Source organism: Rhodococcus aetherivorans (assembly GCF_025722975.1).
Classification (GTDB): domain Bacteria; phylum Actinomycetota; class Actinomycetes; order Mycobacteriales; family Mycobacteriaceae; genus Rhodococcus; species Rhodococcus aetherivorans.
This window is the reverse complement of record NZ_CP106982.1, coordinates 835,536-854,376: the sequence shown is the minus strand read 5'-3', so window position 1 is coordinate 854,376 and position 18,841 is coordinate 835,536. Positions and strand designations below refer to the sequence as shown.

Annotated in this window: 21 protein-coding genes and 1 tRNA gene; 10 read left to right on the top strand and 12 right to left on the bottom strand. The window is 68.4% G+C overall.

Features of this window, described 5'->3' with window-relative positions; genetic code table 11:
* The first annotated feature begins 161 nt into the window (after positions 1-161).
* From OCS65_RS04035 to OCS65_RS04025, 3 genes are read left to right on the top strand one after another with little or no spacing between them, the layout of a single operon-like run.
* On the top strand, positions 162-950 hold the full coding sequence (locus tag OCS65_RS04035; protein WP_263508871.1) for a DUF8017 domain-containing protein: 789 nt from the start codon (positions 162-164) through the stop codon (positions 948-950).
* On the top strand, positions 950-2,170 hold the full coding sequence (locus tag OCS65_RS04030) for a WXG100 family type VII secretion target (protein WP_263508869.1): 1,221 nt from the start codon (positions 950-952) through the stop codon (positions 2,168-2,170). The genes OCS65_RS04035 and OCS65_RS04030 overlap by 1 nt, the downstream gene beginning before the upstream one ends.
* A gap of 50 nt (positions 2,171-2,220) precedes the next feature.
* Positions 2,221-2,538, top strand: coding sequence for a hypothetical protein (locus tag OCS65_RS04025; RefSeq protein ID WP_263508867.1), 318 nt, complete (start codon positions 2,221-2,223; stop codon positions 2,536-2,538).
* A 74-nt stretch (positions 2,539-2,612) separates the two neighbouring features.
* On the opposite strand, the gene OCS65_RS04020 is transcribed toward OCS65_RS04025, so the two are convergent.
* The 3 genes from OCS65_RS04020 to OCS65_RS04010 form a co-directional block, all read right to left on the bottom strand.
* The gene (locus OCS65_RS04020; protein ID WP_065923364.1) at positions 2,613-4,121 is read right to left on the bottom strand and encodes a solute symporter family protein; all 1,509 of its coding nucleotides are present in this window, start codon (positions 4,119-4,121) and stop codon (positions 2,613-2,615) included.
* A gap of 5 nt (positions 4,122-4,126) precedes the next feature.
* Positions 4,127-4,453 carry a DUF485 domain-containing protein gene (locus OCS65_RS04015; RefSeq protein ID WP_006940653.1) on the bottom strand — a complete coding sequence of 109 codons (327 nt, stop codon included), beginning with the start codon at positions 4,451-4,453 and terminating at the stop codon, positions 4,127-4,129.
* Positions 4,454-4,562: 109 nt separating this feature from the next.
* Entirely contained in the window at positions 4,563-5,129 is a 567-nt protein-coding gene (locus OCS65_RS04010; protein WP_037201204.1) for a MarR family winged helix-turn-helix transcriptional regulator, read from the bottom strand.
* A 100-nt stretch (positions 5,130-5,229) separates the two neighbouring features.
* Here OCS65_RS04010 and OCS65_RS04005 point away from each other — a divergent pair, with 100 nt between their 5' ends.
* Together OCS65_RS04005 and OCS65_RS04000 are read left to right on the top strand one after the other, a co-directional pair.
* Positions 5,230-6,192: an MBL fold metallo-hydrolase gene (locus tag OCS65_RS04005; RefSeq protein ID WP_029546472.1), complete on the top strand. Its 963-nt coding sequence runs from the start codon at positions 5,230-5,232 to the stop codon at positions 6,190-6,192.
* Positions 6,193-6,220: 28 nt separating this feature from the next.
* Positions 6,221-7,852, top strand: a complete 1,632-nt coding sequence (locus OCS65_RS04000) for an FAD-dependent monooxygenase (protein ID WP_072636465.1) — start codon at positions 6,221-6,223, stop codon at positions 7,850-7,852.
* Positions 7,853-7,904: 52 nt separating this feature from the next.
* On the opposite strand, the gene OCS65_RS03995 is transcribed toward OCS65_RS04000, so the two are convergent.
* From OCS65_RS03995 to OCS65_RS03980, 4 genes are read right to left on the bottom strand one after another with little or no spacing between them, the layout of a single operon-like run.
* Positions 7,905-8,162 (bottom strand): WhiB family transcriptional regulator, encoded by a 258-nt coding sequence (locus tag OCS65_RS03995; protein WP_152103802.1) that lies wholly within the window; start codon positions 8,160-8,162, stop codon positions 7,905-7,907.
* The gene (locus tag OCS65_RS03990; RefSeq protein ID WP_006940643.1) at positions 8,159-8,782 is read right to left on the bottom strand and encodes a LutC/YkgG family protein; all 624 of its coding nucleotides are present in this window, start codon (positions 8,780-8,782) and stop codon (positions 8,159-8,161) included. The genes OCS65_RS03995 and OCS65_RS03990 overlap by 4 nt, the downstream gene beginning before the upstream one ends.
* The gene (locus OCS65_RS03985) at positions 8,779-10,281 is read right to left on the bottom strand and encodes a LutB/LldF family L-lactate oxidation iron-sulfur protein (protein ID WP_006940641.1); all 1,503 of its coding nucleotides are present in this window, start codon (positions 10,279-10,281) and stop codon (positions 8,779-8,781) included. The genes OCS65_RS03990 and OCS65_RS03985 overlap by 4 nt, the downstream gene beginning before the upstream one ends.
* Positions 10,278-11,042, bottom strand: a complete 765-nt coding sequence (locus tag OCS65_RS03980) for a (Fe-S)-binding protein (protein WP_231772351.1) — start codon at positions 11,040-11,042, stop codon at positions 10,278-10,280. Before OCS65_RS03980 ends, OCS65_RS03985 begins: the two co-directional genes overlap by 4 nt.
* A 187-nt stretch (positions 11,043-11,229) precedes the next feature.
* On the opposite strand from OCS65_RS03980, the gene OCS65_RS03975 reads away from it, so the two are divergent.
* Positions 11,230-12,897 (top strand): L-lactate permease, encoded by a 1,668-nt coding sequence (locus OCS65_RS03975; RefSeq protein WP_263508863.1) that lies wholly within the window; start codon positions 11,230-11,232, stop codon positions 12,895-12,897.
* A gap of 7 nt (positions 12,898-12,904) precedes the next feature.
* Here the strand turns inward: OCS65_RS03975 and OCS65_RS03970 are convergent, their stop codons facing one another.
* The gene (locus OCS65_RS03970) at positions 12,905-13,306 is read right to left on the bottom strand and encodes a PPOX class F420-dependent oxidoreductase (protein ID WP_263508861.1); all 402 of its coding nucleotides are present in this window, start codon (positions 13,304-13,306) and stop codon (positions 12,905-12,907) included.
* Between the two features lie 77 nt (positions 13,307-13,383).
* Here OCS65_RS03970 and OCS65_RS03965 point away from each other — a divergent pair, with 77 nt between their 5' ends.
* The 3 genes from OCS65_RS03965 (at position 13,384) to OCS65_RS03955 (ending at position 15,536) form a co-directional block, all read left to right on the top strand.
* Positions 13,384-14,124, top strand: a complete 741-nt coding sequence (locus OCS65_RS03965) for a FadR/GntR family transcriptional regulator (protein WP_029546476.1) — start codon at positions 13,384-13,386, stop codon at positions 14,122-14,124.
* Positions 14,125-14,136: 12 nt separating this feature from the next.
* A tRNA-Met gene (locus tag OCS65_RS03960) sits at positions 14,137-14,213 on the top strand.
* A 183-nt stretch (positions 14,214-14,396) separates the two neighbouring features.
* On the top strand, positions 14,397-15,536 hold the full coding sequence (locus tag OCS65_RS03955; RefSeq protein WP_029546477.1) for an AI-2E family transporter: 1,140 nt from the start codon (positions 14,397-14,399) through the stop codon (positions 15,534-15,536).
* A 3-nt stretch (positions 15,537-15,539) separates the two neighbouring features.
* On the opposite strand, the gene OCS65_RS03950 is transcribed toward OCS65_RS03955, so the two are convergent.
* Both OCS65_RS03950 and OCS65_RS03945 read right to left on the bottom strand, forming a co-directional pair.
* Positions 15,540-16,091 carry a peroxidase-related enzyme gene (locus OCS65_RS03950; protein WP_037201207.1) on the bottom strand — a complete coding sequence of 184 codons (552 nt, stop codon included), beginning with the start codon at positions 16,089-16,091 and terminating at the stop codon, positions 15,540-15,542.
* A gap of 104 nt (positions 16,092-16,195) precedes the next feature.
* The gene (locus OCS65_RS03945; RefSeq protein WP_051446174.1) at positions 16,196-16,693 is read right to left on the bottom strand and encodes a MarR family winged helix-turn-helix transcriptional regulator; all 498 of its coding nucleotides are present in this window, start codon (positions 16,691-16,693) and stop codon (positions 16,196-16,198) included.
* A gap of 28 nt (positions 16,694-16,721) precedes the next feature.
* Here OCS65_RS03945 and OCS65_RS03940 point away from each other — a divergent pair, with 28 nt between their 5' ends.
* Positions 16,722-17,288, top strand: a complete 567-nt coding sequence (locus OCS65_RS03940) for a carboxymuconolactone decarboxylase family protein (protein WP_239010538.1) — start codon at positions 16,722-16,724, stop codon at positions 17,286-17,288.
* A gap of 77 nt (positions 17,289-17,365) precedes the next feature.
* Here the strand turns inward: OCS65_RS03940 and OCS65_RS03935 are convergent, their stop codons facing one another.
* Both OCS65_RS03935 and OCS65_RS03930 read right to left on the bottom strand, forming a co-directional pair.
* Entirely contained in the window at positions 17,366-18,019 is a 654-nt protein-coding gene (locus OCS65_RS03935) for a CoA transferase subunit B (protein ID WP_263508858.1), read from the bottom strand.
* Complete coding sequence (locus tag OCS65_RS03930) at positions 18,016-18,762, bottom strand: CoA transferase subunit A (protein ID WP_029546482.1); 747 nt, start codon at positions 18,760-18,762, stop codon at positions 18,016-18,018. The genes OCS65_RS03935 and OCS65_RS03930 overlap by 4 nt, the downstream gene beginning before the upstream one ends.
* Positions 18,763-18,841 lie beyond the last annotated feature (79 nt).

Sequence of the window (18,841 nt, the reverse complement as noted above, 5' to 3'; positions counted from 1 at the left end):
GTCGGTCGCCAGGACGACCGCGCACGTCGCCGACGGTTGCATCCCGACAGCCGGGAACGAACACACGACGATCCGGGTATCTGCGCGGCCCAGAAAAGCTCAATCCCCATGCGGAACACATCAACTGGTATGGTTCTGCCGTCGATAGGGGGGATCGAACAATGTCGAAATGGGGCGTCGTTGTCCTTCAGCTGGCCAAGGTGGCGTTGTGGTATGTGGGGGGCTTGCTGGCCATCGGTGGAATATCCGCAGCAGCGAGCCTGCTGAGGCCGGACCTTCCGGATTCCGGCTGGGCGCCACCACCACCGATCACGACGACACGCACCGAGTCGCCCACTGCCGCAACATCACCGCGCGAACTCCCCCCGGGTTTCCCGTCGATGGAGCGCGCTCCGCTCCCGCCCGAGGTTCCCGAAGGGCAACCGCAACCGGTACCGACACGGTTCGGGCTCACGTACACCACTCCAGCCGGCTGGTTCGGGCAGGGCCAATCGGTCATGGGCTGGAGAAGCCGGGACGGTGCAGCGATGGTGATCGGTTCGGCATCCGCTTTCGGGAAGGAGTACTGCGAGGCGGACGACACGTCGATGCTGGCCGCAGTGGGGATCACGGGGCGCCCAGCGGGCGACCTCCTGACCGTCGCTGCTCACGAAGTCCGGGCGGTCGAATGGATGTACTCCGACGACGGACGACTTCCGACGATCAACTATTCGGACCCCGTCCATTTCGAGATTGCCGGAAACCCGGCAGTCCGGCTCACGGCTCTGGTGTCCGACATCCCGCCCACCGACGAATGTGACCCGCCGGCAGCGCGGTTGGACGTCGTGGCCACCACCGGCCTTGCAACAGCGGAGGTCGCGGTCTTCGTCGTCCGGGCGGATCGCGGTGTGGCCGGACAGCTCGACGACAGCTCTATCGATGATCTCGTCGCGTCGCTGAGGAGATCGTGATGTCCGGGACGCACGAGGAATTCTCCGCCACCACACGCCGGATAGCCGGCGCTGCCGTCGCCGTGCAGGAGATCGGACACGATGTTGTGCGGGCGAACCGGTATCTCGCCGTCCACGGTGAGCCGAACGGCAATTTCGACGGTGTGCTGTTGCAGACGATCCGGGCCGGGTTCCAGGCGGTTCTCCCGTCGGCACAGTCTCGATACTTCCAGGTTGCCGATCTCTGCCTGAAGACCAGCATCGAACTGAACCGGTGCGCGTGGATGTACGACGACACCGAGGCACGGAATTACGAACGGCTCAATGCCAACATGCTCTTCCCGAAGTCGGTCGACGCATTCGATCCCGACACACCGGCGCCCGGTCCGGCGCGGCCGTATCCCGGCACCTTCCCGTATGGCGGTCCGGACCGGATCGAACTCGGTCACCCCGAAACCCTCCCCGAGGACGTCCGCCAGGTCGTCGCGGATGCAGCCGGTTGGCTCGGCGATGTCGACGAGGCGATCGACATGCTGACCGGGTGGAGCCCGATCGCGCAGGTCGTCGAACCGCTGGGCGGAAACTGGAACGAACTCGAGCGCCTCGGCGACGCCTATCGCATCGCCGGAGAGGCGGTAGAGACCAGCGGCGGGAACCTCGCCGCCGTCGTCCGGACCCTGGATCCCCACTGGGGCGGGCAGGCCGCCCGGGCGTTCACGGACTACGCCGACCGCATCGTCGATGCCCTCCGATGGGAGGGACCGGTCGGACGCGTCATCAAGAAGACGTGCTACCTGGTTGCGGAGAAGATCCGGGAGGGGATCGTCACGGCGGTTCGGTCACTGAAGGAGATGCTCGAAGAAGAAGTGGCATTCGACGACGCGTTGCAGAAGTTGAAGTTCCTGCTGAAGAAGACTCCGTTCGTCGGTACGGCCGCACAGATCGTCACGATCACCAAAATCGTTCAGAACACGATGGAATTCGTCGACGATGTAGTGGACCGGATCCGCGAGCTCGCCGATGCACTGAAGGAATTCCTCGACGCACTGTCGTCGCCGGCGGACGTCCTGAAGGATCGGGTCGAGCAGAAGCTGGCGCCGCTGACCGAGGCGCACGAGCGCACCGAGCACAGGGCGGAGGTGGCCATCGACCTCGCCGGCGTCGCAGACGCGAGCGGCCCCGTGAACAAGCCCTCCAGCGCGTATTCGGTCGGTGAGGACCCGTGGGCGGATGCGATATGAGGGAAGTACCGCCGCACCTCGACAGTCCACTGCGGCGAATCCACCAGGCCGTGACCGACCTCGAAGCCGCCGTGATCCGCGCACGAGGGTTCGCCGGCGCCGACCGGGACCGACGCATCGAGGTCGACGATGCGTTGATGGAACAACTCGCAGCGACCGCGGAAGCGTCCCCCGAGTTGCGGCTGTATGCGTCGAGAGTCGCTGCCGGACAGTGCCGGTGGTCCGAGATCGAGGTGACGGCGCGTCCGGTTCCGCCGGAGGTGGCCGAACTCAAGACGAATCGGCGGCTCCGGTGGTTCCCGGAACCGCCGCATACCTCGACTGCGGAAGGGCAGGAATGGGAGTCCTACCGGATCCCCTGGCAGTAGCTCCCCTACCCGTGGTGGCCGCGGCGGTGTGTCCTTCGGGCTGTCCTGGCAGCCCGAAGGACACACCGGCCGTGTCAGCGGCCGATGAGTGCGAGGCGTTCGATCTCGGCGAAGTCGGTGCCGGCGGCCTCCGGCCGGGAGCGGCCGACCAGCGAGCCCACATAGGCCAGCAGGAATCCCGCCGGCACGGACACGAGGGCCGGGATCGTGAGCGGGAAGATCGGGTCGATCCCGTGGATCAGCCCGGTGGGTCCCAGGATGTTGGGACTGATCGCCACCAACCCGAGGCTCACTGCGAGGCCGCCGACCAGGGCCCAGGTCGCGCCGACGCGGTTGAATCCGCGCCAGTAGATGCTCAGCAGCAGCACAGGCAGGCTGGTGCTCGCGGCGACGGCGAACGCGACGTTGGCGAGGAAGCCGAGGTTGAAGCCCTTGGCCCCGAGCGCGAGGAACATGGCGACGACGGCGATGCCGAGCAGTGACAGCCGGGCCACCTTCAATTGCTGTTCACCGGTGGCCTTTCCGCCCTTGACGACGTGAGTGTAGAGGTCGTGCGCGAACGCTCCGGAGGTGGCGATGGCGACGCCGGCGAGGACCGCGAGGATCGTGGCGAGGGTGATGCCGATGATCACGGCCTCGAGGGCAGGACCACCGAGGGCGCCGGCGAGCTGAACCACGGCGAGGTTACCCTGTGGATGCGCGGCGGCGATGGCGTCGGATCCGAGGGCGCGGATCGCGCCGTATCCGACGAACGGCAGCACCACGTAGAAGGCGCTGAAGATCCACAGTGCGACCACACCGGATTTGCGGGCGGCGCGGGCGTCCTTGACGGTGAGGAACCGGACCATCACGTGCGGCAGACCCATCACGCCGAGGGCAAGGGCGAGCTGCTGGGAGATGATGTCGAAGGTCTTGGTGGTGTTCTGCGGGTGCGACGACGTGACCGAGTCCGGCAGCGGCTCGACGACGTGCAGCGGGCTCGGCCCGTACTTCGCGAGCACCAGGAACAGGATGAGAGCGGTGCCGGTCAGCAGCAGCCCGGTCTTGAGCACCTGCACCCAGGTGGTGGCGAGCATGCCGCCGAACATGGTGTAGACGACCATGAGCAGCCCGAGGACGATGACGGCGACCCAGAACTTGATGCCCAGCAGGGCCTGCACGAGCAGTCCCGCGCCGACGAACTGGATCACCATGTACATCGCGGAGATGACGATCGTGGTGACGGCGAGAGCGGCGCGCAGTCCGCGGCCGTCGAACCGGGCGGCGACGGCGTCGGCGAGGGTGAAGCGGCCGAGGTTGCGCAGCGGTTCGGCGATGATGAGCAGCACCAGCAGGTACGCCAGAGGCACCGCGGTGGCGTAGTAGAAGCCACTGAACCCGGCGATCCCGATCATGCCGGTGATTCCGAGAAACGAAGCGGCCGAGACGTAGTCACCGGAGATGGCTAGTCCGTTGCCGACGGGCCCGACCTGCCCCTCGGCGACGTAGTGCGAGTCCGTGGAGGTGTTGCGCTTGGCGGCCAGGTAGGTGATGCCGAGGGTGACACCGATGATGGCGACGACGATCGCGACGCTGAGTCCCATGCCGGTCACCGCCCTTCCAGCGCGGCAAGGTGCGCATCGACGACTGCATCCATGCGGCGCGCCCAGCGGGTGTAGATCTGCGCGACGACGAGGATCGCGGCGAAGACGGCGAACCCGACCCAGTACGCGATGCCGAGTCCGCCGAGGCGGCCGGACAAGACCGTGGTGGAGGTTGTCAGGACGATGTAGCCCATGAACACCGCGAGCAGGACGGCTGCGGAGCCGAGCGACAGGCGTCGGCGTTGCCGAGCAAGGGCGAGGACGGCGTCGAGACCGGCGTCGTCCGGCCGGGTCGTGCCGCCGCCGGCGGCCGTGGAGATGTCGAGCGACATGATCACCTCAATGGGGTGTGAAGGGATCAATCAATCAATGCTTTGATTGATTGGACGCCCTACCGTAAGTGAGGGCCATCACAAAGCGCAAGTACTCCGGCGCCGCGACTCAGTCGCGGGTGTGGATATCGAGGTCGTCGGCCGCGGTGGCGAGCTTCTCCAGCAGGCCGATCAGGATGGTCTGCTCGGGCTTGGTCAGCACGCTCGTCCAGGTCCGTTCGCGCTTGTTGTGCGCCGCGTAGGTGCTGGTGATCGCGTCGACGCCGGCCTGGGTCAGACTCAGCTCGACCGAGCGCCGGTCGCGCTCAGAGCGCCGCCGGGTCACGAGGCCGTCCCGTTCCAGCGTGTTGACCAGCGCGGACACGGCGGCGCGGCTCATACCGGAGAGCTGGGCGACCCGCTTGGCATCGCTCGGCCCGGACAACCACAGCATGAACAGCACCCGGAAGCCGGGCCAGCTCCAGCCCTGCGGGCGGTGCACGGTGGACTCGAGGTCGTAGACGAGTGCACTCGCGACCCGGGTCAGTTCGAGCACGAGCCGCATCGACTGGGGATCGACCTCGGGCATGACGCGCGTCGTCTTGCGCACGGCGAAGTCGACAAAGCTCAGAAAGTCCAGGTTGTCCACGTCGTCCGCAGGCTCGCTCACCCCGCCAGCGTAGAGGTGGCGCCGCATGCACCGTGCCGAAGTGGTCAAAGGCTTGCGCATCCGGTGTGACGCCACTTACATTGGTCACAGATTCGTTCAAACCTTTTACTAACTGGGGTGGTTCCATATGACCGCACTGTCCTTCGCTTCCTCCGCCGATCTGGGCGAGAAGGAGCAGACCCTCGAGATTCTCGCCGACGGGGTGTACGCGCTGACCGCCGAGGGCGATCCCAACCTCGGGGCTGTCGAGGGCGAGGACTTCCTCGTGTGCTTCGAGGCGCTCGCCACCCCGGTCGCGGCGCGCGACTGGCTGGCCAAGCTGCGTGAGCACACCGACAAGCCCGTGCGCTACCTCGTGCTCTCGCACTACCACGCGGTGCGGGTGCTGGGAGCGTCCGCCTTCGACGCCGACACCATCGTCGCGCACGAGAACACCTACAACCTCATCGCCGAGCGCGGCCGGGAGGACTGGGAGTCCGAGTTCGGCCGCATGCCGCGCCTGGCCAAGGGTGCCGACTCCGTGCCCGGCCTGACCTGGCCGACACTGACGTTCAGCGACCGGCTCACCATCGACCTCGGTGGCGACCGCGGCAACCTGGTACTCCAGCACCTCGGCCGCGGCCACACCGAGGGCGACATCGTCGCGTGGCTGCCGCAGCAGAAGATCCTGTTCGCCGGCGATCTCGTCGAGGCGCAGGCCGCGCTGTACACGGGCGATGCGTTCCACCGCGACTGGTCCACCGGCACACTCGACCGGATCAAGGCGCTCGGCGCCGAGGCGCTCGTCGGCGGGCGCGGCGCGGTCAGCCGCGGCCGCGAGGAGGTCGACGCCGCCATCGAGCAGACCCGGCACTTCCTGAACGTGATGCTCACCGAGGTAGGGACCGTGCAGCGGCGTGGCGGCACATTGAAGGAGGCGTTCGAGGCGACGCACGCGGCACTGTTCGACCGCTATGGGCACTGGCCGATCTTCGAGCACTGCCTGCCGTTCGACGTCTCCCGGGTGTGGGACGAACTGTCCGGCATCGAACGGCCCGTGATCTGGACCGCCGAGCGCGACCACGAGGTCTGGGCCCAGCTCCAGAGCTGACCCCACCACGGTACGAGAAGGAAATGTGATGACAGTGCGGAACATTCACAACGGCACCGTCGCGGTGCTCGGGAACGGACCTGTCGGGCAGACCACCGCCCTGCTGCTCGCCCGGTGGGGCATTCGCGTGATCGTCCTGGACGCTCGCCCCGAACGCGACCCGATCGGCTCGAAGGCGATCTGCCAGCAACGCGACGTGCTCGAAGTGTGGGCCGCCGTCGGTGTCGGCGAGCAGGTCGCCGCGGAGGGCGTCACGTGGGACACCGCGAGCACCTTCTACCGCGACGAGAAGCTGTTCACCCAACCGTTCGTCGACAACGGCCGCTCCGCGTTCCCGCCGTTCGTCAACATCTCCCAGGCCCGCACGGAGCAGCTGCTCGACGAGCGCATCGCCGAGGAACCGCTCATCGAGGTCCGGTGGGGTCACCATGTCGACGGTATCGACCAGGACGACGCCGGCGTACGCGTGCTGTGCACGACCCCGGACGGTCCCGCCGTCGTGCCCGTCGCCTACGCGGTCGCGACGATGGGGGCGCGGGCCGACGGGTTCCGCACGCACCTCGGGCTGGACTTCGCGGGTCGCACGTTCGACGACAAGTTCCTCATCTGCGACATCAAGGCCGACATCCCCGACTGGGCACACGAGCGCAGGTTCTACTTCGATCCCGAGTGGAATCCCGGACGCCAGGTGCTCATCCACCCGTGCCCGGATTCGACGTTCCGCATCGACTGGCAGGTCCCCGGCGACTACGACCTCGAGGCCGAAACGGAGAGCGGCGCCCTCGACCGCCGGATCCGCCGGATCATCGGCGCCGAGCTGCCCTACGAGATCGTGTGGAAGTCCGTGTACCGCTTCCATGCTCGTCTCGTCGACCGGATGCGCGTGGGCCGCGTCCTCGTCGCCGGCGACTGCGCTCATCTCGTGTCGCCGTTCGGTGCGCGCGGACTGAACTCCGGGGTCGGCGACGCCGAGAACGCCGCGTGGAAGCTCGCGTTCGTGCTGCGCGGCTGGGCCGACGAGTCGCTCCTGGACACCTACGACCTGGAGCGGCGGGCCGCGGCGCGCGAGAACATCGAGGTCACTTCCGCGACAATGGATTTCCTGGTGCCGCAGACCGACGAGCAGCGCGCACACCGCCTGCGTATCCTCGAGGCGGCGGCCGACGACGCCGACGCCCGCGCCCAGGTCGACTCGGGCCGCCTCGCGGAACCGTTCTGGTATGCCGACTCGCCACTGACCACCGCGGACCCGGCCCGTCCCTTCGCTGGTCGGCCCGCCAGGGGTGTTGCTCCACAGCCCGTTCCGGGCGTTCTGCTGCCGGACATGCCGGTCGCGGTGTGCGGTCGGGCCACGCGCCTGCGTGCGCTGGCCCGGGCGGGAATCCTGCTCCTGCACGGCCGCGACGTCGACGCGACCACGCTGCGCACGCTCGCGCTGGACGCCACGAGCGCGCCGGTTCGGATCCACGCCATCGACGACATCGACGCGACGGGCGCGCTCGCCGAAAGCCTTTCCGCGGCAGCGCACGAGGTGTGGGTTGTCCGGCCCGACGCGCACATCGCCGCGGTCGTCGACACCGCGGACCCGGCCGTGCTGACCGATGCGATCCGCACCGCCACCGGACGGCGGGTCGTGGCCCCGCTGGTGGCCGCGGTGTGACACAGAGGTGGTACGCGCTCCCCGGTCACGGAACCGGGGAGCGCGTCCGCGGTCAGCGCCGGGTGCGGCGTTCCCGCTCCGACAGACCGCCCCACACACCGTGCCGCTCCCTGCTGAGCATCGCGTGGGTTCGGCACTCCGTCAGCACCGGGCAGCTCGCGCAGATCCGCTTCGCGGCGGCCTCGCGCCGGCGCCGGACGTGCGATGGTTCGTCGTCCGGGGCGAAGAAGTAGAATTCACCGGCGGATCGGCAGCTACCGCGGAACCGCCAGCCGAGGGCCGGCCGGGTGTGCTCGCTCAGCAGGCTCACCCAACGATCACCACGTCCAGGGTCCGCGGACCGTGCACACCCTCGACTCGTTCGAGTTCGATGTCGGAGGTTGCGGACGGGCCGCTGATCATGGTGGTGGGCCGCTCCGGCACCAGCCGGGCCAGTGCCTCCGGGACCCCGACCTCGACGTCGGCGAGCGGCACCACGCACACGTGCAGGTCCGGCACCAGGGTCAGCGCACGCCGCCCCTGGCCCGGGCTTCCGTCGAGGAAGATCGTGCCGGTCTCGGCGCACGTGACGGCGGAGGCGGTAACGACGCCGTCGAGTGCGCCGAGGTCCGGCGCGGGGATCTCGGCCGAGTCCACCACCACGTCACCGTCGAACCGCGCCAGCCACGAGGGATCCAGTCCGGCGGGAATCCCCACGCGCCGCACACCCCTCTCCGCGAGGACCCGTGCGAGCACGTCGGGCAGGTCGCCGGGCGTGCACTCGTGGACGTGTGCCTTGTAGTCGACGAGCCGGTCCACGAGCAGTTCCCGGCGCTGCGCGTCGGGCAGGGTGCGTCCGGTGCGATAGTCGCGCGGAACCTGCACGGGCTCCGGCGGAGCCAGGGTCAGGGCGTCACGGATCCGGCCGAGGATGACATCCCGGGTGCTCACTGCTGTCGTCCCTTCTCGCGAGCCTGCGCCAGCGCGGCCCGCCCCTCGTCCGAGTTCCACCATTGCCGGAACGTCTGTTTCGGTGGTGCCGGAATATCACGCGCCTCGGTCCAGCCTCCCAGCGGCCCGGGCAGCGTCGTGATCTTCCCCTTCCTCCCGGCGAGGAGCCGGCCGAGTCCGGCGGCCTTCTGCGCGGCCGTCCACCGGCGCGACGACGACATCGCCAGCGAGGCCGCCTTCATCGCCGCGGCCTCGACCCCGAACGGCGCGTGCTCGACCTTCTGGTGCCGCAGTTCGACCAGCAGCGACGGGATGTCGATCTTGACCGGGCACGCGTCGAAACATGCTCCGCACAGGCTCGACGCGAACGGCAGGGTCGCGTTGGGGTCACCCGGTGTGTCCATGCCGGCGAGTTGCGGGCTGAGCACGGCGCCGATCGGCCCGGGATACGTCGAGCCGTAGGCGTGCCCGCCGGTGCGCTCGTACACCGGGCACACGTTCAGGCAGGCCGAGCACCGGATGCAATGCAGCGCTTCGCGTCCCACCCCGTCGGCGAGCGCGGCGGTGCGGCCGTTGTCGAGCAGCACGAGGTGGAACTCCTGCGGTCCGTCGCCGGGGGTGACGCCGGTCCACATCGACGTGTACGGGTTCATCCGCTCCCCCGTCGACGACCGCGGCAGCAGTTGCAGGAACACCTCGAGGTCCCGGAAGGTGGGCAGCAGCTTCTCGATGCCCATCACCGTGATGAGGGTCTGCGGCAGGGTCAGGCACATGCGACCGTTGCCCTCGGATTCGACGACGGCGAGGGTGCCGGTCTCGGCGATCCCGAAGTTCGCGCCCGACACCGCGACCGGCACGGTCATGAACTTCCGGCGCAGGAACTTGCGGGCCGCAGCCGCGAGATGTGCCGGGTTGTCGTCGAGATCGGGGTCGACATCGGGCATCTCGCGCAGGAAGATCTCGCGGATCTCGGCACGGTTGCGGTGGATGGCGGGGACGAGGATGTGCGACGGCTTGTCGTGACCCAGCTGGACGATGAGTTCGGCGAGATCGGTCTCGTAGGCCGTGATCCCCTGGTCCTCGAGATGCTCGTTGAGCCCGATTTCCTGCGTGGCCATCGACTTGACCTTGATGACCTCGTCCGAGCCGGTCTTGCGGACCAGGTCGGTGACGATGGCGTTGGCCTCGGTGGCGTCGGCCGCCCAGTGCACGACGCCACCGCGGGCGACGACCGCCGCCTCGAGCTCGATGAGCAGTTCCGGCAGCCGGCCGAGCACGTCGCGCTTGACGGCGGCGCCGGCGTCGCGGAGCTGCTGCCAGTCGGGCAGTTCGTCGGTCACGTTCAGCCGCTTGGCCCGGATGGTGTGGGTGGCCTTGCCGATGTTGCGGCGCAGCTGGGTGTTCGCGAGTTCGTGATGCGCTGCGGCGGGGAATTTCTCGGTGCCGCGCAGATTGCCGGAGCCGCGCGGGGGGACGGCGGGCATGCCGAGGACGGTCATGCGGGCACTCCCTTCGGCGTGACGGCCGGTTCGACGGAGGCGAGGATCTCCGCGAGGTGGATGGTGCGGGCCCCGGTGCGCAGGCGCGAGAGCCCACCGCCGATGTGCATCAGGCACGACGAGTCGCCGGCGCTGCAGTATTCGGCGCCGGTCGCGGTGATGTTGCACAGCTTGTCCGCGAGCATCGCGGTGGAGGTCTCGGCGTTCTTGATCGCGAACGTGCCGCCGAATCCGCAGCAGGAGTCGGCCTCGGGCAGTTCGACGAGGTCGATCTCGCGGACCGCCCGCAGCAGTTGCAGCGGTCTGTCGCCGACGCGCAGCATGCGCAGCGAATGGCAGGTGGGGTGGTAGGTGACCCGGTGCGGGAAGTAGGCGCCGACGTCGGTGACGCCGAGGACGTCGACGAGGAACTCGGACAGCTCGTACGTCTTCGCCTTCACCGTGTCGACGCGGCCGCACAGCGCCGGCGAGCCGTAGCGGGCGGCGACGATCTCGTGCTGGTGCCGCACGGAACCGACGCAGGACCCGGACGGCGCGACGATCGCGTCGATGTGGGTGTCGCCGAAGGTGTCGGCGTAGTTCTCGACGAGGGGCAGCGCGTCGGGTTGGTAGCCGGTGTTGACGTGCATCTGGCCGCAGCAGGTCTGGCCTTCGGGGAAGACGACGTCGTGGCCGAGCCGGGTGAGGAGCAGGGCGGTGGCCGAGACGGCACCGGGGAACATCGTGTCCCCGAGGCACGTCGCGAACAGGGCGATTCGCATGTGGATCTCCGCATCGGGTCTGTGTGGTCAGACCACAGTAACGCATGGTCGGTGCGGTGCGTCACCCCCTCGGCCGAAATTCTCCCGGCTCCCTCCGGCACTCGATTGTGACCGGGGTCATGGTGTACGGTCCTGTGGTCTGACCACAGAACCCGCCGCGGTCCGCGGCGCAAACCGGGAGTTTCATGTGGAAACCGAACTGCTGGCGGTGACGTACACGCCGTCGACCACCGCCGTCGCCGGCAACCTCACCGCGACGGCCCTGCTGGGCCTGGTCCCCCTGCTGACGTTCTTCGTGCTGCTCGCCGGCCTCAAGCTCAAGGCCTGGTACTCCGGGCTCGGCGCGCTCGCCGTCGCACTCGTCGTCGCCGTCGTCGGCTTCGGCATGCCGGCGCCGCTGGCCGGACTGTCCGCGCTGCAGGGCATCACGTTCGGCCTGTTCCCGGTCATGTGGATCGTGGTGACCGCAATCTGGTTCTACGAACTCACCGTTGTCAGTGGACGTTTCGAGGACTTGCGGCACGTGTTCAACTCGGTCGGTCACGGCGACATGCGCATCCAGGCGATGCTCATCGCATTCTGCTTCGGCGGCATGCTCGAGGCCCTCGCCGGATTCGGCGCACCGGTCGCCATCACCGGCGCGATGCTCATCGCGATCGGAATGCCCCCGATCCGCGCCGCCGTCACCGTGCTCGTCGCGAACACCGCACCGGTTGCGTTCGGCGCCATGGCAATTCCGATCACCACCGCCGGCAACCTCACCGGCATCCCGTCGACCGAGATCGCGGCCGTCGTCGGCCGGCAGACGCCGGTCCTGGCGTGGTTCGTGCCGTTGCTGTTGCTGCTGCTGGTCGACGGCCGGCGCGGCGTCCGGCAGGTGTGGCCGATCGCGCTGGTCACCGGTTTCGCCTTCGCGGTCGCCCAGTACTGGTGCTCGAGCAACTTCTCGTACGAACTCACCGACGTCGTCGCGTCCCTCGTCGGGCTCGCCGCCGCCGTCCTCATGCTGCGGTTCTGGCGGCCCACCACGCCCGAGGACCAGCATTCGCACGTCACGGCCGAACCGATCGGCGCCGTGCGCACGGCAATGGCCCTGTTCCCGTACCTGCTCGTCATCGTGGTGTTCGGCATCGCCAAGCTGTGGACCCTCGGCCTCGACGTGCCGAAGTGGCTGTCGGGCAACGACATCAAGATCGAGTGGCCCGGGCTGTACGGGAATCTGCTCACCGCGAGCGGGGATCCGTCGACCGGGGCGATCTACACGCTGCCGTGGCTGTCGAATCCCGGCACACTCCTGCTGCTCTCGGGGATCATCGTCGGCGTCGTGTACACGGTGCGCAGCGGCGACGGGCGGTTCCCGATGACCGTCCGGCTCACCTTCCGCACCTTCGGCGAAACACTGTGGAAGATGCGGCTTTCCATCGCCACAGTGGCGACGGTGCTCGGACTGGCGTACGTGATGAACCACTCCGGGCAGACCGTCGCGATCGGTACGTGGCTCGCCGGCACCGGCGCGATCTTCGCGTTGCTGTCGCCGATCCTCGGCTGGCTGGGTACCGCCGTCACCGGCTCGGACACCTCGGCGAACGCGCTGTTCGCGCGGCTGCAGCAGACAGCGGGCCAGGCCGCGGGTATCGATCCGACACTGCTGGTCGCGGCGAACACCTCCGGCGGTGTCGTCGGCAAGCTGATCAGCCCGCAGAACCTCACCATCGCGGCGACCGCAGTCGCCCGGCCGGGCAGCGAGCCGCTGCTGCTGCGCAAGGTCGTCGGCTACAGCGTCGGGATGCTCGCGCTGTTGTGTGTGCTGGTGTATCTCCAGTCGACTCCGGTGCTGTCGTGGATGCTGCCGTGAGCCGGCACTACCGGGGCGGGTGCAGCCCGGTCAGCTCGTAGTGCAGTGTGGGCGTGCGCATGACCTTGTGGGCGGCACGCACCAGGTAGCGCTGCAGCACCGGATACTTGCGGTCGATCGCGCGTGCCGCGGCCACCGACTCGGCGCCCGACAGCAGCCGGACGGTGGCCTCGACCGCGGATCCGGTGACCCGCCCCCGCCACGTGCACGGGCTGATGCGTACCTCGGGAAAGTTCTTCAACCGCTTGTTCTTCGATGCTCGCCCGGGCGTACGGAAATAGGCGCGATCGCCCCGCACCGCGATGTTGACGGGGGTGTCGACCCAGCTGCCGTCCCGTTTCCGGGTCTGCAGCAGCACCACCTTCTCGGCGACGAACGGTTCGAGCTCGGGAGGAATCGGTTCGGTCATGACTGCTCCTCACGAGGATCACTGTCTCCCAGGATCCGCGCGTTCGGTGCGACCGGCAAACGGCATAGGCTCGCACCATGTCGCAGTCCGAGCCCCGCGCATGGGAGACCGTGTTGAACCACCTCGAGCAGCAACTGGTCTCGGGACACCTCGCCCCCGGCCAGCGGTTGCCCGGGGAACGCGTCCTGGCCGCCGAGCTCGGGGTGGGCCGTTCGTCGGTGCGGGAGGCACTGCGCGTGATGGAAGCGCTCGGGTTGCTCACCGCGCAGACCGGCTCCGGGCCCACCGCGGGCGCGATGATCGTCTCGCGGCCCACCGGCGGCATGTCCATGCTCATGCGCCTGCAGGTGGCAGCGCAGAATTTCCCGGTGTCGGACGTGGTGCAGACCCGTCTCGTCCTCGAGACCGAGGTGATGCGCGCGCTGGCCGCGAGCGACCCCACCCCGGACCTGTCGCACGCCGAGCAGCTGCTCGACGCGATGGACGACGCGACGCTCGCCGCACACGAATTCCTGGTGCTCGACGCCCGGTTCCACATCGCGATGGCGGACGCGGCCGGAAACCAGGTGATCGCGGCGATGATGACGGGCCTGCGCGACTCGATCGAAAGCTACGTGCTCGCCGGCGCCCCTCTGACCACCTGGCCCACGACGTGCACCCGGCTGCGCTGCGAGCACCGCGGGCTGCTCGAAGCCGTTCGGGCGGGCGATCCCGAGCTGGCCCGCGCCCGTATCGTCGAGCACATTCGCGGCTACTACGCGGAGAGCCTGGGGCGCCCGGACGCCCCTGAACGCGAGCACCCCCGACCTCGTGTATAGTTGGCGATGCAACGCGGGGTGGAGCAGCTCGGTAGCTCGCTGGGCTCATAACCCAGAGGTCGCAGGTTCAAATCCTGTCCCCGCTACCACCACCGGCCCGGACTCTCACGAGTCCGGGCCGGTTTCGTTGTCCCGTGCGAACCCTGTGGGCCGAGCGAATGTATCGCTCATCTCGACAGCGGTAGCGACCGATACATTCGCTCCGAGCCACGGCGGGCAGGCGAGTACATTCCCGCTGTGTACGGAACAGTCGGGCGACCGCGGAGTGTGCGATGAGCGAGGACGACCCGGGCGGGCGACCGGCGCAGCGTGAGAACGCCGGCCGGCGTGCTCCCCGCTGGCTGCGGCCGGCGATCTTGTACGTGCTGTTCGCCGTCGCCGCCTACCAGCTCTCGGGTTGGCTGTTCCACAACCTGCGCGGGTTCCTGGGCCTGCTGTTCCTGGCGTGGTTGCTGAGCATCACCCTCGAGCCGGTCGTCGACTGGCTCGAACGCGTCGGCATGCGGCGCGGCGCCGCCACCGGCCTGGTGCTCTTCTCTCTGCTGGCCTTCGCGATCGGGTTCGTCGCGCTGTTCGGCACCCTGCTCGTCGAGCAGCTGGGCCAGCTGTTGAAGGCCCTGCCGGACGCCCTCACCGCGGTCACCGAATGGGCCAACCGCGTCTTCGACACGAATTTCGCCACCGGTCCGGAGCTCCTCCGCCTGACCCCGGAGACCGTCCGGGAACTGGTCCAGCGGTTCACCCCCGGGGTCGTGGGGGTGGTGTCGTCTGTGGTGGGAGTGGTCTTCCAGGCCATGACGATGCTGCTGTTCGTGTTCTACATGTCGGCCGAGGGACCGGCGATGCGCCGCACGATCTCGAGCTGGTTCCCGGCCCGGCAGCAGCAGGTGATCTCGACGGTGTGGGAGACCTCCGTCGAGAAGGCCGGCGGATACGTCGTCTCGCGGCTCATCCTGGGTGCGGTCAGCGCCGTGGGCACCGGCATCTTCCTGATGGCGATCGGTGTGCCGTACTGGCTGCCGCTCGCGCTGTGGACCGGGGTCGTGTCGCAGTTCGTGCCCACCCTCGGGACGTATCTCGCGATCGCGCTGCCGGCGATCATCGCCGCGGCCAACCAGCCGATCGACGGGCTGTGGGTGGTGTTGTTCGGCACTGCCTATCAGCAGGTCGAGAACTACGTGCTGCACCCGCGGATCACGTCGAAGACCGTGTCGATCCACCCGGCCGTCGCATTCGGTTCGGTGATCGTCGGCGCGTCGCTGTTCGGTGCGATCGGGGCGCTGGTGTCGGTCCCCGTCGTCGCCGTGCTGCAGGCGTTGGTCGAAACATACGGACGCCGCTACGAACTCGTCGTCGACCCCACCGGCAGGACGAAGCCCGAGCCGGAACCCCGCGACGACGAGGACGGCTGAACGTTACTGCCGCGGCACCCGGCCCATGAGATAGAACTCGGGATTGGGCATCATCCCGGTCACGCTGGCCATCTTGTTGCTCAGGCCGAAGAACGCGGTGATCGCGGCGATGTCCCAGGCGTCCTCGTCGGTGAAGCCGTGGGCGTGCAGGGCCGCGAAGTCGGCGTCGTCGACGTCGTAGGCACGCTCGTTGACCTTGGTGGCGAAGTCGAGCATCGCGCGCTGCCGCGGTTCGATGTCGGCGGTGCGGTAGTTGACCGCCACCTGGTCGGCCACCGTCGGCTTCTTCTCGTAGATCCGCAGGATCGCGCCGTGCGCCACGACGCAGTACAGGCAGTTGTTGGCGGCGGAGATCGTGGTGACGATCATCTCCCGGTCGCCCTTGGTCAGGCCGGAGTCCTCCCGCAACATGATCGCGTCGTGGTACGCGAAGAAGGCCCGCCACTCGGCGGGACGTCGCGCGAAGGTGAGGAACACGTTGGGCACGAACCCCGACTTCTCCTGCACTTCGAGGACGCGCTCTGCGATGTCCCCGGGCAGATCCTTCAGTTCCATGGCGGGAAAGCGCGTGCTCACAAGGTCTCCTGGGCCGGTCGGGACAACGGACCCTGAAGTTAACCGGAATTAACCGAGTTGTCCAGATCGCCGCGCCACGGCGGTCACCGGTCGAACCACGCCTGCGCATCGAGACGGAAGCCCTCGGCGCCGGCGACCGTGCGCAGATCGGCTTCGAGCTGCCGCAGGCGCTCGGAGCCCAACGTCCGGCCCCACCGGCCACGGAGTTCGTCGAAGATCGCCGCGGAGCGCCGGAGGCAGTCGAGGCCTCGGTCGGTGAGGACGACGGTCTTCGCGCGCGCATCGGACGGATCCGCCTCCCGCCGCACGTACCCGAGTTGCTCGAGCCGATCCACCGTCTTGCCCGCCGCCTGTTTGGACACGCCGAGACGGCGGCCGATCTCGCTGGCCGAGGCGCCGGCGGTTCCGATGGCCTGCATCGCGAAGCCGTGCGCGGGGCGCACGTCCGGATGCCCCTCCTCGGCGAGCTGCCGATGCAGAGCGTCGACCAGGGCACGGAATCCCGCGAACAGCAGGAGTGGCAGCTCGTAGCCGGGGCCTTGCGCGGATTCGACAACTTGGTTTACCGTTCCGTCAACCATGTTGTCTATCTTAACGGAGGACGGTTCGATGCCCACCACCTTCACCCGCCACAGCCCCGAGACCGCGCCGCCCGCAGCCCGGCCGATCATGTCGGCGATCGGACGAGAGTTCGGATTCGTGCCCGACCCCGTCGCGCTCATGGCCGAATCCCCCGAACTGCTGTCGGCCTTCACCCGCGCCAACGCACTGTTCGAGCGCAGCATCCTCGGCGAGATCGAACGGGAGGTGCTGGTGCTGACGATCGCCACCCGCAACGAATGCCACGTGTGTGTCGCCCTGCACAGCGCGAAGCTCACCAGGATGGGCGCACCCGGGGACCTCGTCGACGCACTGCGCACCGGCCGGGCCCTCGCCGACGAACGACTCGAGGTCCTGCGGAGGTTCACCCTGGCGGTACTCGATTCGGCCGGTGCGGTGCCCGACGACCGGTGGGCCGAGTTCACCGCGGCGGGGTTCACGGCGCGCAACGCCCTCGAGGTGGTCCTCGGCGTCGGCACCTTCACCCTCTCGACGCTCGCCAACCGCCTCACCGCCGCCGAGCTGGACCCGCCGCTCGCGCCGTTCGCGTGGCGACGCGAGGAGGTCGCCCCGTAAAACGCAGACGGCCGAATGTCACACGGGTTCAGTCAGATCGAACCCGTGTGACATTCGGCCCGTCAGGGGAGGAAGGGTCAGACGATGAGCGTCGCGGCGGTCGCGGCCAGAACGTCGTCGACACTCACGCCGAGCGCGGTCTCGACGAGCTTCAGGCCCTCGTCGGTGACGTCGATGACCGCCATGTCGGTGATGATCCGCTGGACGCAGTGCTTGCCGGTGAGCGGCAGGGTGCACTCCTCGAAGATCTTGGGCTCGCCCTTCTTGGTGACGTGCTCCATCATCACGATGACGCGCTTGGCGCCGTGGACGAGGTCCATCGCGCCGCCCATGCCCTTGACCATCGCGCCGGGGATCATCCAGTTGGCGATGTCGCCCTTGGCGGAGACCTGCATCGCGCCGAGGACGGCGACGTCGATCTGTCCGCCGCGGATCATGCCGAAGGACTCCGCCGAGTCGAAGAACGAGGCCCCGGGGATGACCGTGATGGTCTCCTTGCCGGCGTTGATGAGCTCGGGGTCGAGCTCGTCCTCGGTCGGATACGGCCCGACACCGAGCACGCCGTTCTCCGAGTGCAGGATCACCTCGACGTCCGGGTCGAGGTAGTTGGGCACCAGGGTCGGCATGCCGATGCCGAGGTTGACGTACTGGCCGTCCGAGAGTTCCGCGGCCACGCGCGCGGCCATCTGCTCACGGGTGAGCTTCTGGATGGTGGTGGCTGCCTGGGTCATGAACGGACCGTCCGATTCTCGATGCCGACAGTGACGGGGCCGACGTGCACGACGCGCTGGACGTGGATGCCGGCGGTATGGATCTCGTTGGGGTCGAGCTCGCCGGGTTCGACGAGGTGCTCGACCTGCGCGATGGTGATGCGGCCCGACGTGGCGGCGGGCGGGTTGAAGTTGCGGGCGCTCGTGCGGTAGACGAGGTTGCCGTGCCGGTCGCCCTTCCAGGCGTGGACCAGGGCGTAGTCGGCGACGATTCCGCGTTCCATGACGTAGGTCTCGCCGTCGAACTCGCGGGTCTCCTTCGGCGGGGACGCGACGGCGATACCGCCCTTGCCGTCGTAGCGCAGCGGCAGGCCACCCTCCTCGACCTGGGTGCCGACACCCGCGGGGGTGAAGAAGGCGGGGATGCCGGCGCCGCCGGCGCGCAGCCGCTCCGCGAGGGTGCCCTGCGGGGTCAGCTCCACCTCGAGCTCACCGGAGAGGTACTGCCGCGCGAACTCCTTGTTGGAGCCGACGTAGGAGGAGATGGTGCGGCGGATGCGGCCCTTCTCCAGCAGCACCCCGAGGCCGAAGCCGTCGGTGCCGCAGTTGTTGCTGACCGTCTCGAGGTCGGTGGCGCCCTGCTCGAGCAGCGCGTTGATCAGGATTTCCGGGACGCCGACCAGACCGAATCCGCCCACGGCGATGGTGACGCCGTTCGGGATGTCGGCTACGGCCTCGGCGGCGGTGGCAACGACTTTGTCCATGCCTCTACGATAGCGGCAGTTGTGCGTAATGTGAACCCCCGTCCGTGATACGAACCATTTCGAGACTGTTTCATTTTGG

What these genes read in the sequence shown, in the direction of transcription:
- OCS65_RS04035 (WP_263508871.1), top strand. Translation starts at nt 162, where the DNA reads ATGTCGAAATGGGGCGTCGTTGTCCTTCAGCTGGCCAAGGTGGCGTTG.
- OCS65_RS04030 (WP_263508869.1), top strand. Translation starts at nt 950, where the DNA reads ATGTCCGGGACGCACGAGGAATTCTCCGCCACCACACGCCGGATAGCC.
- OCS65_RS04020 (WP_065923364.1), bottom strand. Translation starts at nt 4,121, where the DNA reads ATGGGACTCAGCGTCGCGATCGTCGTCGCCATCATCGGTGTCACCCTC.
- OCS65_RS04015 (WP_006940653.1), bottom strand. Translation starts at nt 4,453, where the DNA reads ATGTCGCTCGACATCTCCACGGCCGCCGGCGGCGGCACGACCCGGCCG.
- OCS65_RS04010 (WP_037201204.1), bottom strand. Translation starts at nt 5,129, where the DNA reads ATGCGGCGCCACCTCTACGCTGGCGGGGTGAGCGAGCCTGCGGACGAC.
- OCS65_RS04005 (WP_029546472.1), top strand. Translation starts at nt 5,230, where the DNA reads ATGACCGCACTGTCCTTCGCTTCCTCCGCCGATCTGGGCGAGAAGGAG.
- OCS65_RS04000 (WP_072636465.1), top strand. Translation starts at nt 6,221, where the DNA reads ATGACAGTGCGGAACATTCACAACGGCACCGTCGCGGTGCTCGGGAAC.
- OCS65_RS03985 (WP_006940641.1), bottom strand. Translation starts at nt 10,281, where the DNA reads ATGACCGTCCTCGGCATGCCCGCCGTCCCCCCGCGCGGCTCCGGCAAT.
- OCS65_RS03980 (WP_231772351.1), bottom strand. Translation starts at nt 11,042, where the DNA reads ATGCGAATCGCCCTGTTCGCGACGTGCCTCGGGGACACGATGTTCCCC.
- OCS65_RS03970 (WP_263508861.1), bottom strand. Translation starts at nt 13,306, where the DNA reads ATGACCGAACCGATTCCTCCCGAGCTCGAACCGTTCGTCGCCGAGAAG.
- OCS65_RS03965 (WP_029546476.1), top strand. Translation starts at nt 13,384, where the DNA reads ATGTCGCAGTCCGAGCCCCGCGCATGGGAGACCGTGTTGAACCACCTC.
- OCS65_RS03955 (WP_029546477.1), top strand. Translation starts at nt 14,397, where the DNA reads ATGAGCGAGGACGACCCGGGCGGGCGACCGGCGCAGCGTGAGAACGCC.
- OCS65_RS03950 (WP_037201207.1), bottom strand. Translation starts at nt 16,091, where the DNA reads ATGGAACTGAAGGATCTGCCCGGGGACATCGCAGAGCGCGTCCTCGAA.
- OCS65_RS03945 (WP_051446174.1), bottom strand. Translation starts at nt 16,693, where the DNA reads ATGGTTGACGGAACGGTAAACCAAGTTGTCGAATCCGCGCAAGGCCCC.
- OCS65_RS03940 (WP_239010538.1), top strand. Translation starts at nt 16,722, where the DNA reads ATGCCCACCACCTTCACCCGCCACAGCCCCGAGACCGCGCCGCCCGCA.
- OCS65_RS03935 (WP_263508858.1), bottom strand. Translation starts at nt 18,019, where the DNA reads ATGACCCAGGCAGCCACCACCATCCAGAAGCTCACCCGTGAGCAGATG.
- OCS65_RS03930 (WP_029546482.1), bottom strand. Translation starts at nt 18,762, where the DNA reads ATGGACAAAGTCGTTGCCACCGCCGCCGAGGCCGTAGCCGACATCCCG.